Annotated in this window: 14 protein-coding genes; 4 read left to right on the top strand and 10 right to left on the bottom strand. The window is 56.1% G+C overall.

From position 1 onward, the window contains the following. Position 1 precedes the first annotated feature (1 nt). The 7 genes from J7380_RS08330 to J7380_RS08360 all read right to left on the bottom strand — a co-directional run bounded on the left by J7380_RS08330 (position 2) and on the right by J7380_RS08360 (position 6,913). Positions 2-730, bottom strand: coding sequence for an SDR family oxidoreductase (locus tag J7380_RS08330; protein ID WP_209195315.1), 729 nt, complete (start codon positions 728-730; stop codon positions 2-4). Beyond that, positions 727-2,259, bottom strand: coding sequence for an AAA family ATPase (locus J7380_RS08335; protein WP_209195316.1), 1,533 nt, complete (start codon positions 2,257-2,259; stop codon positions 727-729). Before J7380_RS08335 ends, J7380_RS08330 begins: the two co-directional genes overlap by 4 nt. Positions 2,260-2,319: 60 nt before the next feature. Then, the gene (locus J7380_RS08340; protein ID WP_209195317.1) at positions 2,320-2,958 is read right to left on the bottom strand and encodes an acyl-homoserine-lactone synthase; all 639 of its coding nucleotides are present in this window, start codon (positions 2,956-2,958) and stop codon (positions 2,320-2,322) included. An 83-nt stretch (positions 2,959-3,041) separates the two neighbouring features. Then, positions 3,042-3,761 (bottom strand): LuxR family transcriptional regulator, encoded by a 720-nt coding sequence (locus J7380_RS08345; protein ID WP_209195318.1) that lies wholly within the window; start codon positions 3,759-3,761, stop codon positions 3,042-3,044. Next, a complete protein-coding gene (locus J7380_RS08350; RefSeq protein ID WP_209195319.1) occupies positions 3,697-3,918 on the bottom strand; it encodes a hypothetical protein in 222 nt (73 codons plus the stop codon). The genes J7380_RS08345 and J7380_RS08350 overlap by 65 nt, the downstream gene beginning before the upstream one ends. 207 nt (positions 3,919-4,125) lie before the next feature. Then, positions 4,126-5,412, bottom strand: a complete 1,287-nt coding sequence (gene ccrA, locus J7380_RS08355; RefSeq protein WP_209195320.1) for a crotonyl-CoA carboxylase/reductase — start codon at positions 5,410-5,412, stop codon at positions 4,126-4,128. A gap of 112 nt (positions 5,413-5,524) precedes the next feature. Beyond that, complete coding sequence (locus J7380_RS08360; protein ID WP_209195321.1) at positions 5,525-6,913, bottom strand: 1-acyl-sn-glycerol-3-phosphate acyltransferase; 1,389 nt, start codon at positions 6,911-6,913, stop codon at positions 5,525-5,527. A gap of 143 nt (positions 6,914-7,056) precedes the next feature. Here J7380_RS08360 and J7380_RS08365 point away from each other — a divergent pair, with 143 nt between their 5' ends. The 3 genes from J7380_RS08365 to deoD all read left to right on the top strand — a co-directional run bounded on the left by J7380_RS08365 (position 7,057) and on the right by deoD (position 10,192). Further along, positions 7,057-9,021 carry a protein meaA gene (locus J7380_RS08365; protein WP_209195322.1) on the top strand — a complete coding sequence of 655 codons (1,965 nt, stop codon included), beginning with the start codon at positions 7,057-7,059 and terminating at the stop codon, positions 9,019-9,021. A 125-nt stretch (positions 9,022-9,146) separates the two neighbouring features. Further along, positions 9,147-9,464: an H-NS histone family protein gene (locus tag J7380_RS08370; RefSeq protein ID WP_170353506.1), complete on the top strand. Its 318-nt coding sequence runs from the start codon at positions 9,147-9,149 to the stop codon at positions 9,462-9,464. A gap of 17 nt (positions 9,465-9,481) precedes the next feature. Beyond that, positions 9,482-10,192 carry a purine-nucleoside phosphorylase gene (gene deoD / locus J7380_RS08375; RefSeq protein WP_209195323.1) on the top strand — a complete coding sequence of 237 codons (711 nt, stop codon included), beginning with the start codon at positions 9,482-9,484 and terminating at the stop codon, positions 10,190-10,192. Between the two features lie 249 nt (positions 10,193-10,441). On the opposite strand, the gene J7380_RS08380 is transcribed toward deoD, so the two are convergent. From J7380_RS08380 to J7380_RS08390, 3 genes are all read right to left on the bottom strand, one after another. Then, positions 10,442-10,588, bottom strand: a complete 147-nt coding sequence (locus J7380_RS08380; protein ID WP_170751779.1) for a hypothetical protein — start codon at positions 10,586-10,588, stop codon at positions 10,442-10,444. A gap of 152 nt (positions 10,589-10,740) precedes the next feature. After that, entirely contained in the window at positions 10,741-10,989 is a 249-nt protein-coding gene (locus J7380_RS08385; protein WP_209195324.1) for a hypothetical protein, read from the bottom strand. Positions 10,990-11,077: 88 nt separating this feature from the next. Further along, entirely contained in the window at positions 11,078-11,857 is a 780-nt protein-coding gene (locus J7380_RS08390; protein WP_170751781.1) for a succinate dehydrogenase iron-sulfur subunit, read from the bottom strand. Between the two features lie 163 nt (positions 11,858-12,020). On the opposite strand from J7380_RS08390, the gene J7380_RS08395 reads away from it, so the two are divergent. Continuing rightward, the gene (locus tag J7380_RS08395; RefSeq protein WP_209195325.1) at positions 12,021-13,076 is read left to right on the top strand and encodes a glycosyltransferase family 4 protein; all 1,056 of its coding nucleotides are present in this window, start codon (positions 12,021-12,023) and stop codon (positions 13,074-13,076) included. The last annotated feature ends 42 nt before the right edge of the window (positions 13,077-13,118 follow it).

The raw sequence follows: 13,118 nt of genomic DNA on the forward strand, positions 1-13,118 counted from the left end.
GTTACCCACGCCCAATATAAGGCATCGTGGTCGCCATAACCGTCATGAACTGAACATTCGCATCGGGCGGCAAACTGGCCATGTGAAACACCGAACGGGCAGCGTCACCAACGTCCATTGTGGGGTCCGCCTGCTGCCCCGCTGCGATGGCATTGTCTACCAAATCCTGCACCATCTGCGTCCGCGCGTTGCCGATATCGATCTGACCGCAGGCAACGCCGAATGCCCGCCCATCCAAAGACAAGCTACGCGTCAACCCAGTGATCGCGTGTTTCGTTGCCGAATAATGCACCGAATTTGGTCGCGGCACGTGGGCTGCAATCGATCCGTTATTGATGATCCGGCCGCCCTGAGGCGATTGGTGTCGCATGATCCGAAAGGCTTCGCGCGCGCATAGGAACATTCCGTTCAAGTTGACGTTTACACTTTGGTACCAGTCTTCCAACGCGATCTCATCAATGGTGCCACCGGGGGCAAAGATACCCGCATTGTTGAACAGGACATCCAGCCTGTCCGCCCTATTCGAAAACGTCCGAAAGGCCCGAGATACCGCAACCGGATCCGTAACGTCGGCAGCCAGCACAATCGCCTTGGGGTGCTGTTGCGCAATTTCGTCCAGCTTATCGGCACTGCGGGCCAACAGACCTACGGTCCAACCCTCATTCAGAAACAGCTCGGCTGTGGCGCGCCCTATACCAGAGCTTGCGCCGGTTACGATGATCGTCTTCATGTCTCTTCCGCTTCCAGTGTCAGCGAGGCCGCCGGAACAGCCCGCAGGTCATCCACGCGCAAAGGATAGGTCGGTTTGGCCAGACGATTGCGCACGACCCAAATCAACCGCTCCTGCGAACGCGTGATGGCCACATAGGCCAGACGTTTCCAAAGGGGCTGCCCCGCTTCGGTTCGGCCCATCCGAGCAGCCGCGTAGATATCGGGTGCAAAGACCTGCACCGTGTCCCATTGAGAGCCCTGCGCCTTGTGGATGGTCACGGCCGCCCCATGCAGAAAGGTCGCGCCCATGCGGGCGGCATAGGGGATGAATGGCTCTTCCTCATCCGGCATTTCGATTTTCACGATCGAGGCCGCGCTGACCTGCGGGTCTTCGGCGCCCATGACGTGCAGGCGCGAAAAACCCGGCTTGCGACCAGGCCCCAGATAAACAACCTGCGCCCCTTTGATCAGCCCGCGCGCCTCAAGGTCCAGACGCTTCTTGCGATGCTTCAAGGGCAGTTCGATCCCATCACAGATCAGCGGCTCGCCTTCCAGCAATTCGGTATCCGGGGCACCATGCACCTGCCGAAACGCCTGGATCAAACGGATGCGCGTTGCATTGCGCCAGACAAGAACCGGGCTGCGGGCCATCAGATCAACCTCGACCCGTTGTCCCCACACGACGCGGTCATCCTGCCGGGCCGTTTGTTCAACCAAACGCTCGAAATCTTCAAACCCCATGGCAGGGTCGGCCAGCGCATGGGCCAGATCCAAAATGGGATTGTCTGCCGTCTGGCGGTGCACGCGATGCAGGATTTGTTTTCGCGGCTCGGGCAGACCGTCAAACACCATGCTGCCCGATTGATTGACCGGTGCCAGCTGCGCCGGATCGCCAAACAGCAACAGCGTTGGGAAAATCTCCTGCAGGTCTTCGAACTGCCGGTCATCCAACATCGAGGCTTCGTCCACGAACCCGATATCCAATGGTTCTTCCCGACGTTTCCAGCCTGTGATGAAATCCGAACCACGTAGCCCCGCCGCGGCCAAAGCACCGGGAATGGACTTGTTGTTTTCATAAAACGCGGCGGCACGGTCCAGTGCCTCGTCCGTCAGCCCCTCGATCTCAGGGCGTTCGTCGTTTCCGGCCAGCCACTCGGCAATCCGCTCATATTCTGGGTCATAGACCGGGGTATAGAGGATGCGGTGGATCGTGGTCGCAGGAACCCCGCGCAACCGCAATACGCTGGCCGCCTTGTTGGTGGGCGCAAGAATAGCAAGGCTGCGTTTGTCCCGCGCCTTGCGGCTTTCAAAATCGCCCGAGACGATCTGAACACCGGTTTCGGCTAACGCCTTGTAAAGCTCGGCCAACAGCAGGGTCTTTCCCGACCCAGCCTTGCCGATCACCGCCATCACACCGGATTTTCCGTTGCCCGGCAGTTTCAGCAAGGCATCGTCATCCAGATCAACGCCTGCCGACCTCAACATCTCTGCGATGTTGTCATAGGCGGCGGCCTGATCGTCCGAGAAGGTCACTAAAGGCGTAGACATGGCGCGACCCTACAAGGCCGCGCCCGCTATCACCAGATGCGGTTTCCGGTTTTCAACAGCTTATGCCGACAAGGCAAACCGATGCTGCCGACCAGCGCCAAACGCGGTCTTGAACCAAAGACGCGACAGTTCACGCGGGATACCGGCCCGTTCGGCCACACGGTTGCAATCGTCGGAAGAATAAGGCCACAACCCTACCGAAATCTGATCACGCCCCGTTCCTTGCGACCCCAATACCACCGGAGACGACCCGATCAGCCGGTAAATCCTGATCATTCGTGCATCAAACACGCCAGCGATGTGGGTCAGGCCGAACCCTTCCATGATTTCGCCCCCGCTCAGCATGATAGCACCGGCGGTATGCGGGCTAGCGGTGCGCGACAGGCAAAACCGCGTTACCTCCCAGATCAGTGGGCTGTGGATCGGCTCACCTCCGGTCAGATGCCCGAAGACTTCGTTTACCATAACACGCCCGGTTGTCGGCAACACACGCATCGAGCCGCCATGACTGCCGTCTTCTTCTTCCCAGATAACATAGAGCGGGTTCAGATCGTCATACTGATCCCTCTCTTCCCCCTTTTCGTTTATTTGCACGTCCCAACCCAGCCGGGTTTTGAATTGATCGGCCCGGTCGCGGAACATTCCGTCGGCGAGGTCCGGAAACTTGTGAAGTTCGTCGGCAAACAGATAACGCAACATGACTTTTTCCCCTTGTCGTCCTGTGCAGGAACGAAGGGGGTACGAAGTCGTGGTTAATTTACCGTTCGAGGTGCGCGCGGCCGTTAAACGACTATTAATCCCCGGCTGAGCGCCGTTGCGATCGCGTGGGTGGTATTCTGCGCCCCAAGCTTGGCACGGGCGCTTTCGATATAAACACGCAGCGTGTGTTCAGAGATTGACAAGGAATGCGCCACTTGCGCACGGCTATAGCCCAGTGCCAGAAGGGTCATGGCATCCACCTCGCGTGGGGACAGCCCGCGCGGCGCATCCGGTTGACGGTCGCGTTCAAACTCCAGCGCCTTTCGATTGAAATAATGCGCAATCAGGATCAGCTCACGCCCATGGGTATCAATGAAAGCTGTCCAACTGGCGTCGTCGCAGGTGTGGTTTACGGTGAACAGCGCAAACTGGCCGTTCGGGCCCCGGATCGGGATTGAATAGCCTTGGTTACCGACCCCATGCTCTAGCGCGTCCTGCAGGAAATTCTTGGCAACTTTTCCGGACCAGTCCAAAGACTTCCAATCCACAGGATGAAAGCGTTGGAAACAGCCCAATATTACGGGGTCAATCCGATGGTAGTTCCGCTCAAGATATCTGTCCGCCCAAGCATCCGGATAGGTCGTATAGCCGTATTGGTCCCCGGCACCATCAACCCAATGATAAATTAGATGTTCAATTTGCAGCCGGTCGCGCAGCCTGATGGCAACATCACTTAATTCATCGAGCGTGCTGGTGTTTTCCAAGTCCTCCAGGACCTGAGCCATATCCGGTGTTGTTCCCATTCGCGGGCGTCCGAGCCTCATCCTTCAAGGACGCAATCTCGGCCGCTGCGATCAGCTTGGTGTCATCCAACTGCTCGGCAAGCGCGGTCAAACCGTTCTCAACGGCGAATGCGTTGAGATCCGACAAAACGTCCAGTATCCACTCATTTTTCGCCATCTAGAGTCGCTCCGAAACGGTTAACGAAGGGTTAACACAACCATAACATGTGCAGTGTTTTTGCGACTATTCACTGATTTCTACTCCCCAAAAATAGCGGGGTCGGGTTTTGCAAGTCGTTGAAAACGATCACCCGCGCCCAAAACACAGCGCACCCGCGGACCGAATTAACGATTCGCGGGCGCAATTTCTAGAGAAGCAGGCCGGTTACCCGCGCGCGTCCAGAACCTCTTCGAGGGTACGCATTCCGGTGCGCGGAGCCTGAACCAGAACCGACATGTTGCCGGGCTTATGCTCGTTGCGCATCATTTTCATGTGGGCTTCGGGCAGCTCGTTCCACGCAAAGACTTCAGACATGCAGGGGTCCAGACGACGCTCGACCATCAGCTGGTTTGCCGCCGATGCCTGCTTCAGATGTGCAAAGTGCGAACCCTGAAGACGCTTCTGGTGCATCCACATATAACGCACGTCGAAGGTCAGGTTGTATCCGGTGGTGCCAGCACAGATCACGACCATGCCGCCCTTTTTCACCACGAAGGTCGAGACAGGGAAGGTGCTTTCGCCAGGATGTTCAAACACCATATCGACATTGACGCCCTTGCCGGTGATGTCCCAGATGGCTTTGCCGAATTTACGGGCCTCTTTAAACCACTCGGCATATTCCGGCGTGTTGACTGTAGGCAATTGACCCCAGCAATTGAAATCCTTGCGGTTGATCACGCCCTTGGCACCCAGACCCATCACAAAGTCACGCTTGCTTTCGTCCGAGATCACGGCGATCGCATTCGCACCTGCGGTGTTGATCAGCTGGATCGCATACGATCCCAGACCGCCCGACGCGCCCCAAACCAGAACGTTCTGACCCGGCTTCAGGTCATGCGGCTCGTGACCGAACAGCATCCGGTAGGCGGTGGCCAGCGTCAGCGTGTAACAGGCGCTTTCTTCCCAGGTCAGGTGCTTGGGGCGCGGCATCAGCTGCTGGGCCTGCACATTGGTGAACTGCGCGAACGAGCCATCGGGGGTCTCGTAACCCCAGATGCGCTGGCTGTCCGAATACATCGGGTCGCCACCGTTGCAGTGTTCGTCGTCACCATCATCCTGATTACAATGGATCACGACCTCGTCGCCCACTTTCCAACGGGTGACTTTCTCACCCACGGCCCAGACGATACCCGAGGCATCCGAACCCGCGATGTGGAAGGGCTGACCATGGCCGTCAAAGGGGCTGATCGGCTTACCCAGCGACGCCCAGACACCGTTGTAGTTCACACCAGCGGCCATCACCAGAACCAGCACCTCGTGGCTGTCCAGCTTGGGCACATCGACCACTTCCAGCTGCATGGCCGTGTCCGGCTCGCCATGGCGTTCCTTACGGATCGCCCATGCATACATTTTCTTAGGTACAAATCCCATCGGAGGGATTTCGCCCATCTCATAGAGGTCTTTTTCCGGCGCGTCGTAGGACGCGATACCGCTTTCGGTGTCCAGAGCCATGTTGGCCTCCTTTTATCTAACCCTTCGCCGCGATGCAGAATCGCCTGCGTTACCAGATGAGATATTTGGACCCGAGCAATATTGCAATAGAATTTGCATCTATTTTGTAATTTTATGACCCAGCGAGTGCAGAAATTTCTTTTGCTGACGCAGCATCTCCAAACTCGATATCTTCCCGCGCAGAGGCCGCGTAGTAGCTCAACAGGTCAACCCTTTGACCAGATTGGGATATTTTTCCATCCACCTGCTTCAGGATCCGCCTCTGCACGAGTTGGTCCAGAGCTTGGGTAATCACAGTGTCATCTGGATCTGCCGAAGTTCCGTCGCGTCGCATGGAATCCGAAACAATACGTCGGACGTCATCTTCCAGCAATTCACCACGTTCCTGGATCAGCTTGCAGACCGCCGGCAGAGGGACAAGCGGGATAGCATCTTTGATACGGCCCATCAGGGCACGCGCCAGATCCGTCATAACGTCCCGCTCATGCTCGGTACGAAACTCCTGCAACGAGATCGGTTTCCCATACCGCACCGACGCGAGGCCGAACCGAGTGTACCGCCCGATCAGACGGCGACCGATCTGCTTGAGAATCCAACCCGTGATCACCCCAATACGCGCGCGAAAACGCCTTTCATTCCCTAGCGCAGCCTTTGTCAGGATCGTATCCTCAAGCACCCGGTCATAATTCAACGCGACAGGCACAAAGACCACATCTCGTCCATCCGGCTTGGTTCCATCCAGAATATACTTTAGCAAACCCAGCTTAGGACGCCCCAGAGCACCACTTAGGCTTAATCCCCCTTCAGGGAACATAGCCTGCGTCACCCCTGCTTCGGTCGCGTGACGCACATAACAGGCCAGGACCTGCCGGTAGAGCTCGCTGCCAGATCTGCGACGGATAAAGTAAGCGCCCATGGCCCGGATCAGGCGGCTGAGCGGCCAGACACGCGCCCACTCGCCCACCGCATAAGACAACGCCGAGTGCTGCGCGGCCAGATACGTGACCAAAACGTAATCCATGTTGCTGCGATGGTTCATCACAAACACAACGGTTGCGTCGGGGTCGATGTTTTTTATCGCCTCTTCATCCTGATAGCTGAGGCGCACATCGTAGAACGCATTGCTCAGCATGCGGGCGACCCGAATTGCAAAACTGAAATACGCCACCGCCGAAAAAGATGGCACGATCTCGCGCGCGTAACGGCGGGCGGTTTCGAAAGCCACCGCTTCGGGCACACCGGTTTCACGAGCGTGTTCTTGAACCGCTTTCCCCACTTGGGGGTCGTAAATCAGGCGCTGGATCATGTCGTGCCGCTCGGCCAGCTTGAAAGGCTGAATCGGGCGTTGCAGCCGCGTATTCAGGCGCTTCACCGCACGTTCAAGGCGACGACGAAAGAACCACCGCACGGACGGAAACAGAAAATGCGAAGCAAATGTGACCGCGGCAAACACCAGGATCAGCAAAAACAGCCAAAGCGGAAGCTCCACGGTCTCAGTCATGCGCGCACCCTGACAGCAAACGTTGCGTCCTACAATCACAAGAACCGCATATGCCGCATCGCAGCGAATTGACATATCCCGAAAATTGCGCTTTAGAAGCCTTCAGAGTAATTTTATTGCCCACCAAGGACACGAGGCCCGTTATGACGCAGACGCAGAAAGATCGCCCCTGGCTCATCCGAACCTATGCCGGTCATTCCACCGCAAAGGCGTCGAACGCATTGTATCGCGGCAATCTGGCAAAGGGTCAGACGGGGCTGTCAGTGGCCTTCGATTTGCCCACTCAAACTGGCTATGACAGCGACCATACGTTGGCACGGGGCGAGGTCGGCAAGGTCGGCGTTCCTATCAGTCACTTGGGCGACATGCGGGTTCTGTTCGACCAGATTCCGCTGGAACAGATGAATACCTCGATGACCATCAACGCAACGGCACCATGGTTGCTGGCACTGTATATCGCCGTGGCCGAGGAGCAGGGTGCTGATGTATCCAAGCTGCAAGGGACGGTTCAGAACGACCTGATCAAGGAATATCTGAGCCGCGGCACATACGTATGCCCGCCGAAACCGTCGCTGAAGATGATCGCGGATGTGGCCGAGTACTGCTATACCAATGTGCCGAAATGGAACCCGATGAATGTGTGTTCCTATCACTTGCAGGAAGCTGGCGCGACGCCCGAACAAGAGCTGGCCTATGCCCTTGCAACAGCAATCGCTGTTCTGGACGAGCTGCGCCCGCGCGTACCGGCCGAGGACTTCCCCGCGCTCTGCGGTCGGATTTCATTCTTTGTGAACGCGGGAATCCGTTTTGTGACCGAGATGTGCAAGATGCGCGCCTTTGTGGATCTTTGGGATGAGATTCTGAAAGATCGCTACGGCGTCGAAGATCCCAAGTTCCGCCGCTTCCGCTACGGCGTGCAGGTGAACTCGCTCGGCTTGACCGAGCAACAACCAGAAAACAACGTCTATCGCATCCTGATCGAGATGTTGGCCGTGACTCTGTCGAAAAAGGCACGCGCCCGCGCGGTTCAGTTGCCTGCCTGGAACGAGGCGCTGGGTCTGCCCCGCCCATGGGATCAGCAATGGTCGATGCGGATGCAGCAGATTCTGGCCTATGAGACCGATCTTCTGGAATACGGCGATCTGTTCGACGGCAACCCCGCTGTCGACGCCAAGGTCGAAGAACTGAAAGCAGGCGCGCGCGCCGAGTTGGCAAATCTGGATTCGATGGGTGGTGCCGTCGCTTCGATCGAATACATGAAATCCCGTCTGGTGGACTCGAACGCCGAGCGCCTGAATCGCATCGAACGCAATGAAACCGTTGTCGTCGGCGTGAACAAGTGGACCGAAGGTGAACCCTCACCGCTGCAGACCGAGGACGGCGGCATCATGGTTGTCGATCCAGCGGTCGAGCAAGAGCAGATCAGCCGTCTCAACGAATGGCGCTCCGAGCGCGATGACGCCGCCGTTACCGTGGCGTTGGCGGCATTGCGCGAAGCGGCGCAGACAGGTGCGAACGTCATGGAGCCTTCGATCGCAGCTGCCAAGGCCGGTGTCACTACCGGCGAATGGGCCGAAGAAATGCGCAAGGTTTATGGGACATATCGTGGGCCGACCGGTGTGTCCGGGTCGGTATCGAACAAAACCGAAGGTTTGGAAGACCTGCGCGCCGCTGTGGATGCGGTCAGCGACAAACTGGGGCGTCGCCTGAAATTTCTGGTCGGCAAGCCAGGATTGGACGGCCATTCGAACGGCGCGGAACAGATCGCTTTCCGCGCCCGCGATTGCGGCATGGACATCAGCTATGAAGGCATCCGCCTGACACCCGAAGAAATCGTCGCCGCAGCAATGGAAGATCAGGCTCATGTGATTGGCCTTTCGATCTTGTCGGGCAGCCATATTCCTCTGGTGCAGGATGTCATGGCGCGCCTGAATGCCGCCGGCTTAGACATTCCGGTAATTGTCGGCGGGATCATCCCCGAAGATGATGCGGAAAAGCTGAGGGCAATGGGCGTCGCGCAAATCTATACCCCCAAGAACTTTGAGCTGAACGCAATAATGGGGGATATTGTTACGCTGGTTGACCCTCAAAACATCGCAGCTCAATAACAGTCGCATTACCTGTTCTTTTTCCATATCTATTCCATAGTAAATTGGGATAGATATCGCCCGTTGTTAGATTTACGGCATTGCTTTGAAAACGCCGTAATAAAACTTGGGCTGGGAGAACACGAATGGCGATTAACCTTGAAAAAATGTCGCGCAAAGAGCTGATTGACCTGCGCGGGCAGTTAGATAAGGCGCTGATAAAAGCGGAAAAACGCGAACGGCAAGAGGCTTTGAAAGCTGCAGAAAAAGCTGCGGCAGAATTCGGCTTTTCCTTGTCTGAATTGTCGGATGGCGGCATTGGATCGGGCAGTAAACCAAAAGCAAATGCCAAATATCGCAACCCATCTGAGCCAACTCAAACGTGGTCTGGACGCGGACGCAAACCGCAATGGGTTCATGACGCGCTCAATTCCGGGGCGGATATAGCCGATTTGGAAATCTGATAGGAATTAACTTTGACATGACAATTCATATTGGTGCCGAAAAAGGCGAAATTGCAGAAACGGTTCTTTTGCCCGGCGACCCATACCGGGCAAAATGGGCGGCCGAAACGTTTCTGGACGACGTAAAACAAGTCAACAATGTGCGCGGCATGTTGGGGTTCACCGGGACCTGGAAGGGCAACCGCGTAACCATTCAGGGCAGCGGGATGGGTATGCCTTCGCTCTCGATCTACGTGAACGAGCTGATCCGCGACTATGGAGCCAAGACCCTGATCCGCATCGGTTCATGCGGCGGCATGCAGGATAAGGTCAATATCCGCGACGTGATCCTTGCCATGACATCGACCACGCTTAGCACGCCGTCCCGCGGGATCATGAAAGAGCTGAATTTTGCTCCGTGTGCGGATTGGGACCTGTTGCAAGCCGCCGCGACGGCTGCAGCCGCGAAGGGTACGCCGACCCATGTAGGGGGCATTTACTCGTCCGACGTTTTTTATGATGAGCGCCCCGACTTGAATGAACAGATGGTGCGTCACGGTATCCTGGGCGTCGAAATGGAAGCTGCCGAGTTGTATATTCTGGCCGCCCGCCATCAATGCAGGGCACTGGCCGTTCTCACCGTCTCGGACCACTTGCTGACCGGAGAGGCTCTGCCCTCTTCCGAGCGTGAAAGCAGCTTTGGCGATATGGTCGAGATCGCTCTGCAGGCGGCGTTTCCTGCAGCATAGACTCAAGCAGGGCGAAGCTGCCCTGCTTGTTTAGCGCTCTCTAAGACATGTGTTCGGCGCGTCTTTACCCTCATGCTGGGCGCCGCAAAACGCGCAGACCCAGATGCCTTCCTTTCGATGTTGACGCCACCGGCAATCGCGGGACAGTGACGTCGTTCTGGACCGCCAATAAAGGTAGGCGAAAACACCGGCGGCAAGTAAAAGCAACAGAACAGGCATGGCTATCCATTGCCCATTCCGCCCACCGCATCAAGCCGCGTTCGCGTATTCAAAAAGCTCAGGTTCGCGCAGCTCTGCAGTTTCGGTGGGTTCGGGCATGTAGTAAGCCCATGCCTGTTCCAAAAGCGCCAGCGCCTCAGCTGCGTTCGATTTGTTTTCAGATTCTTGCACTTGCATCGGAGCGATCCCATTCCGGTTCCATCACTCCTCCCTGTGCGGAAAATAGGCTGTAAAGCTGCGGGGGTCACCACATCTTTTTGCAGTCTCGCCATTCCTCATTTGCATGCAAGGCTGGCATATGGTTTTGCCAACCTTGCAGGTCATTTGAATTACGCGGTGACACAGGCATTCGCTTGGGCGGCCTGTGCTTCACTAACCCCGTTGCCCGGAACAAACACCTCGGTGTGTTTGCCATCTTTACGGACAATCTGAGTGGTGAATTGGCCTTCAATCCCGGCTTGATTTGCGCAATCGACCTGTTTGAAAACAAGGTCAGCCCGGTTACCACTTGAACCGCTGCATGCGGACACAACCGCAAGCGCAACGAGGGGAAAAACCTTTGTCAGCATTCTAGTCATTGGGGTACTCCGATATTTCAATACCCGTATGACAGGAAAAACCCCGGGAGGTTTCCATCCCAGGGTTTGTCATTTTTTGAAACTGTGATCAAACTGCCCGTTCGACCATCATCTTTTTGATTTCGGCAATCGCCTTGGCCGGGTTAAGGCCCTTGGGGCAAGTCTTGGCGCAGTTCATGATCGTGTGGCAACGATACAGTTTGAAGGGATCTTCCAACTCGTCCAGACGTTCACCCGTGGCCTCATCGCGGCTGTCGATGATCCAGCGATAGGCGTGCAGCAACGCTGCGGGTCCAAGGTAGCGATCGCCATTCCACCAATAGCTGGGGCACGAGGTCGAGCAGCTTGCGCACATCACGCACTCATACAGACCATCCAACTTTTTGCGATCTTCGATGGACTGCTTCCACTCTTTCGCAGGGCGGTTGGTCTTGGTTTCCAGCCACGGCATGATCGAGGCATGCTGAGCATAGAAATGCGTCAGGTCGGGTATCAGGTCTTTGACCACCGGCATATGCGGCAGCGGGTAAATCTTAACGTCGCCTTTGATCTCATCCATGCCATAGATACAGGCCAACGTGTTGATCCCGTCGATGTTCATCGCGCAGGATCCGCAAATGCCTTCGCGGCAGGACCGGCGGAAAGTCAGGGTTGGATCAATCTCGTTCTTGATCTTGATCAGCGCGTCCAAAACCATTGGACCACAGTTGTCCATATCAACGAAATAGGTATCAACCCTTGGATTCTGACCATCATCCGGGTTCCAGCGATAGATCTGAAACTTGCGCACGTTGGTTGCGCCATCCGGCTTGGGCCAGGTTTTTCCGGTTGTGATCCGGGAATTCTTTGGCAGGGTGAGCTGTACCATTTCCGACCTCGCTAAATTCCTGCGCATTGATACACTCAGAACCGCTGAAAGCCAACCATTTAGCCTTGAAAACACCCAATAAAATTAGGCAAATTCGCCTATGCACCGGGATTTAGCAATCAGGCAAGACCCCGCAAATGATGATCAGCATCCGGGACCCTAAATGCAAACCAAAGTCGCCAATTTTCCATACGGCACGAAGAACCCTTATCAGGATATGATGTATTCGGCTTGCAGCCCCGAATTCACTCTGTCCGCCCCACGCGAGGTTTCGTTTGCGCAATTCGCAAACCCCGATTTCAGAGCAGCACACGGGATTATTCATCTTCATTGGGATGACCGCCTGTTCCGTATCGTCGAATCCGATGACACAAGCCCGCTTTTTCAAGAAGTCAAACGAGGACTAGAGCGCTATCGGGAAAACGGCGGGCGTCTGATTTGGACCATCCACAACCAGGCAGCGCACTCGCAGACCGAGCTTACCGACAATTTTCGGCAGATTCGCCAGCAACTGACTCAGATGTCTGACCTGATTCATGTGCATACACCCCACGCGGCGCGTCACATGATCTCGGAATATGGTGCAGATTCAGAGAAGATTCGATTGATTCCCCATCCAAGTTACCTTGGCGTCTATGAGCCGACAGAGGTCACGCTTAACCGGTCAGCGCCCGCCAACCAACCGATCCGGTTCCTGGCTTTTGGTGCAATGCGTGGAAATCGTGACCTGGACAAACTGCATGAAGCCGCCCGCAAATTGACCAATCGCGGACATTCGTTCGAGCTATCGGTGGTCGGGAAAGTCTTTCGCTCGGGACGCAGGCTAATGCGTCGAATGCAGGTGAATCCGAATGTGACCGTGATTTCCGACCGTGTTCCGGACGACGAAATTCCCACGATTTTCTCGCAATCGCATGTCTACACCTTGCCATCAATGAACACGTTCACGTCGGGAACTGCCATGTTGGCCCAAACCTTCGGGCTTCCGATCATTGGCCCGGACATTGATCCGCACAAACACACGACTCCCGAAGCCTGTCATGACCTGTTGTATCCGGCGCAAAACCCACGCGGATTGATCCGGACGATGATGCGGGTGATGGAAATGTCAAAAGACGAACTGAACGAAAAACGCCAAGCCTGCTTGCAATTCGCTGTTGCCCGCCAACCAGCCCATATCTCTGGTCAATTGAAGCAAGCTCTTGCAGAACTCACATAGAGAGACTGCCCCACAAAAAAGCCACCCGGCTTATGGGTGGCT

It is taken from the genome of Ruegeria sp. R8_1, from assembly GCF_017743815.1.
In the GTDB taxonomy this organism is placed as follows: domain Bacteria; phylum Pseudomonadota; class Alphaproteobacteria; order Rhodobacterales; family Rhodobacteraceae; genus Ruegeria; species Ruegeria lacuscaerulensis_A.

What these genes read in the sequence shown, in the direction of transcription:
- J7380_RS08330 (WP_209195315.1), bottom strand. Translation starts at nt 730, where the DNA reads ATGAAGACGATCATCGTAACCGGCGCAAGCTCTGGTATAGGGCGCGCC.
- J7380_RS08340 (WP_209195317.1), bottom strand. Translation starts at nt 2,958, where the DNA reads ATGTTGCGTTATCTGTTTGCCGACGAACTTCACAAGTTTCCGGACCTC.
- ccrA (WP_209195320.1), bottom strand. Translation starts at nt 5,412, where the DNA reads ATGGCTCTGGACACCGAAAGCGGTATCGCGTCCTACGACGCGCCGGAA.
- J7380_RS08360 (WP_209195321.1), bottom strand. Translation starts at nt 6,913, where the DNA reads ATGACTGAGACCGTGGAGCTTCCGCTTTGGCTGTTTTTGCTGATCCTG.
- J7380_RS08335 (WP_209195316.1), bottom strand. Translation starts at nt 2,259, where the DNA reads ATGTCTACGCCTTTAGTGACCTTCTCGGACGATCAGGCCGCCGCCTAT.
- J7380_RS08365 (WP_209195322.1), top strand. Translation starts at nt 7,057, where the DNA reads ATGACGCAGACGCAGAAAGATCGCCCCTGGCTCATCCGAACCTATGCC.
- J7380_RS08395 (WP_209195325.1), top strand. Translation starts at nt 12,021, where the DNA reads ATGCAAACCAAAGTCGCCAATTTTCCATACGGCACGAAGAACCCTTAT.
- J7380_RS08370 (WP_170353506.1), top strand. Translation starts at nt 9,147, where the DNA reads ATGGCGATTAACCTTGAAAAAATGTCGCGCAAAGAGCTGATTGACCTG.
- deoD (WP_209195323.1), top strand. Translation starts at nt 9,482, where the DNA reads ATGACAATTCATATTGGTGCCGAAAAAGGCGAAATTGCAGAAACGGTT.
- J7380_RS08350 (WP_209195319.1), bottom strand. Translation starts at nt 3,918, where the DNA reads ATGGCGAAAAATGAGTGGATACTGGACGTTTTGTCGGATCTCAACGCA.
- J7380_RS08390 (WP_170751781.1), bottom strand. Translation starts at nt 11,857, where the DNA reads ATGGTACAGCTCACCCTGCCAAAGAATTCCCGGATCACAACCGGAAAA.
- J7380_RS08345 (WP_209195318.1), bottom strand. Translation starts at nt 3,761, where the DNA reads ATGGGAACAACACCGGATATGGCTCAGGTCCTGGAGGACTTGGAAAAC.
- J7380_RS08380 (WP_170751779.1), bottom strand. Translation starts at nt 10,588, where the DNA reads ATGCAAGTGCAAGAATCTGAAAACAAATCGAACGCAGCTGAGGCGCTG.
- J7380_RS08385 (WP_209195324.1), bottom strand. Translation starts at nt 10,989, where the DNA reads ATGACTAGAATGCTGACAAAGGTTTTTCCCCTCGTTGCGCTTGCGGTT.